General features: G+C 31.2%; 1 protein-coding gene and 1 pseudogene. Both read left to right on the forward strand.

The genetic code is table 11. From position 1 onward, the window contains the following. The first annotated feature begins 215 nt into the window (after positions 1 to 215). Positions 216 to 971: a basic amino acid ABC transporter substrate-binding protein gene (locus tag ELQ09_RS08135; protein ID WP_052785400.1), complete on the forward strand. Its 756-nt coding sequence runs from the start codon at positions 216 to 218 to the stop codon at positions 969 to 971. Between the two features lie 511 nt (positions 972 to 1482). Next, positions 1483 to 3341, forward strand: a pseudogene (locus tag ELQ09_RS08140) (hypothetical protein); the annotation flags it as partial.

The following is a 3341-nucleotide window of genomic DNA, read 5'->3' on the forward strand; positions in this document are numbered from 1 at the left end:
TAACCAATTAAACTTAAAAGGGGATTAAATAAAGGATTAAATAGTATAAATATTTGTGTAAGTATTTATATAAGTATTTGGTGGGTTTTTGAAATTTATTATGAATAATATATCAAAGATTGCATACTTTAAACATTGTAAAAAGCAATTAGACTTAATTAAATATAAATTTAAAATAAGTATAATTTTAAAACATTTTATATCAAAGGAAGAAAATGAAAAAAATATTTAGTGTTGTTTTAGTTGCCTTAATCGGCTTATTTTTAAACGCTTGCAATGATTCTAAAAACAAAGAAACAAATGTGAGCATAGAATTAAAGGTTGGAACCACACCAAACTATAAACCTTTTAACTATAAAGAAAACTCAAAACTTACAGGTTTTGATACGGATCTAGTAGAAGAAATCGCTAAAAAAAACGGCATCAAAGTTGTTTGGGTTGAAACCAATTTCGATGGGTTAATACCTGCTTTAAAAGCTGGCAAAATCGATATGATTGCCTCAGCTATGAGTGCAACGGACGAAAGAAGACAGAGTGTTGATTTTACTAAACCTTACTATATAAGTAAAAATCTTTATCTTAAACTAAAAAGTAACAATTTACTTCAAACGAAAAATGATTTAGAAGGTAAAAAAATAGGAGTTCAACTAGGAACCTTACAAGAAAATACTGCAAAAGCTATCAAAAATGCACAAGTGCAAAGCAATAAAGATTTAAACATAGCTGTTTTAGCACTAAAAAACAACAAAATCGATGCTATTGTAGCTGATCAAGATACCGCTAAAGGTTTTTTAGCTGAAAATCCAGAATTGGTAAGCTTCTACCAAGAAACAGATGGTGGAGAAGGCTTTAGTTTTGCTTTTGATAAAAACAAACAAAAAGAATTGGTAAAAATTTTTGACAAAGGTATAGATGAGACAAAAACCAATGGATTTTACAATACTTTGATCAAAAAATATGAACTAGAATAAGCGTGGAAATTCACGCTTATACAGCTTAAATATTTGTTATATTTTGTAAGATAACATTTCATATAAATTTACTCTCATTAAATCAATTTTTTCTATAAAATAAAATTTAAATTCAAACCATATAGTTTTATAATAGTTAGTATTTAATTATACTTTAAGTTTAAATATTTTATTATTCCGCTATTTTATTTTTGTATTTTATATTATTTTTAAAAAATAAAAAATATGAAATTAATTTCAAAATAAATCATTTTAAATAAGGAAGGAGAAAAATATTTGAGTAAAAATATTATTTCAAGTAAGGTGTCCATGGGGGGGGGGGATTAGAAAATCCCATTTAAATTCTAAAAAGATAGTTTTATCTTTAGCTGCTATTTCTTTCTTAGCTAGCTGTGCTAATGCTAAGTTAAATTCTGAAATAAAAACTTATGATGAAGCAAATAAAAATCTTAAAGCTAGATCAGCAAGTGTTTATAGTCCTGAAGCTAGGACTGATACGACTATAAATTCATTGCACACTGATAAAGTAACCATTACTGGAAGTGGAACAACAAATTCCTTAACAATTGGATCAAGCGGAACTTTAGGTAGTATAGGTAATAACGATAGAATCATCTATGCTCATGCTAGTGGTAGCAATACCCTCACTCTTACCAATCTTACTAATAATGGAACCATCAACGGCAAGGTAGCTGTAGAACATGATCAAGGTTTTACAGGAACCATCACTGTTAATACCTTTGCAAACACAGGTCAAGTTAATGGACAAATTTATATGGGAGTTTGGGGTGGTAATTCAGGAACCCTTAACATAGAAAAATTTGATAATAGTGGGACTATAACAGCTTCTAATGGCCAAGGAGTATTTTTCGAAGGAAAGAATACTCATATAAAAACCTTTAACAATAGTGGAACTATTCAAAGTAATAATAGTCAAGGTGTTAATATAACCAAAGCAAGTATACAAACCTTTACAAACAAAGGTCTGATCAGCGGAAGCAACGGTATAAGTATGAGCAGTGGAACTATAAATACTTTCATTAATACTGGAACCATAAATAGCACAGGAAAAAAAGAGCCTTCAGAATATGGAGCTTCATCAGGTATAAGCTTAAGCTATAATACAATAAAAACTTTTAATAATACAGGTTTAATTTCTGGTATTTTTGGTTTAAATTTAATGCAAGCTACTATAGAAAATTTTACTAACAAAGGAACTATAGAATCAACAAGTAATCATGATTTTGGAGCAGCTATTAATCTTATAACTTCTTATGGTGCTGCTTCTGTCATTAATAACTTTACTAATGAAGGAACCATTAAATCAAAGTCTAATGGTATTTTTGCAGAAGCGGGTAATAAAATAGAAACCCTTGTCAACAAAGGCTTTATAGAAGCAGATCTAAACGGTATAAGTTTTTATGATTATGGTTCGGTTAGTGGCAATAAAATGGAACTAGGTAAAATTATCCTAGAAGAAGGCAGTAGCATTAAGGCTGGACATAATGGTATTAATATAGATCATGGAAGCTCTAAGGTTATTGAAGCTGATGCCATTGAAGTTAAAAAAGGTGCTGTTGTAAGCGGCAATAACGCTGGAATTTATCTAGGAGGCGGTAAAGAAATCAATGCTCAAATCACCATCTCAGGTGAAGTAAGTGGTGGATCTGCTGGTATAGTCAATGAAGGTATCATAGGTGGTAGTAGCAGTAGTGATGATGGCAATGATAAAAAAGGCGGCATTATCATCTCAGGAGGTAATGTTAGCTCTTCAAGTGGAGGCTCTGGTATAGTCAATCAAGGCAATGGTTCTATAGCAGGTGAAATTAAAGTAGAAAGTGGGGGTTCAGTTGAAGGTGGTATTACCAATACAGGAAGTGGTTCTATCTCAGGAAGTATAGTAGTAGAAAGTGGTGGCAAGCTTGATTCCATCACTAACACCTCTACTTCTGATACAGGTATTTCAGGTTCTATCACTAACAATAGTGATAATAAACTTGAAATTTCTAATGGAGAAGGTGCAACTATAGGTGGAGGTATTACCAATAATGGTAATGCTGATTTAGTTATTTCCAACCAAGGCTCAGTAGGTAAAGATAAAGATGGTAATACAGTAACTAACAATGGTAGTGGTAGTGTTGGAATCAAAGATTGGGTTGTTTCTACAGATAAAGAAACAGGTAAATTAGACACTGTGGTTGTAGGTGGAAGTGGTGCAAATAATGTAAAAGTAGAAAACATCACCGTAGATCAAAGCAATGTTAATCTTGAAGAATTAGGCAATATAAACAACATCATCTCAGGTGTTAATCAAGGCAATATTGGCAATATAGGAACTAATGGAGGTGGAGAAATATCTTTAAGCTATGA

The organism is Campylobacter sp. CH186 (genome assembly GCF_004378925.1).
In the GTDB taxonomy this organism is placed as follows: domain Bacteria; phylum Campylobacterota; class Campylobacteria; order Campylobacterales; family Campylobacteraceae; genus Campylobacter_D; species Campylobacter_D jejuni.

Coding starts and splice junctions, on each gene's coding strand:
- ELQ09_RS08135 (WP_052785400.1), top strand. CDS start 216: ATGAAAAAAATATTTAGTGTTGTTTTAGTTGCCTTAATCGGCTTATTT.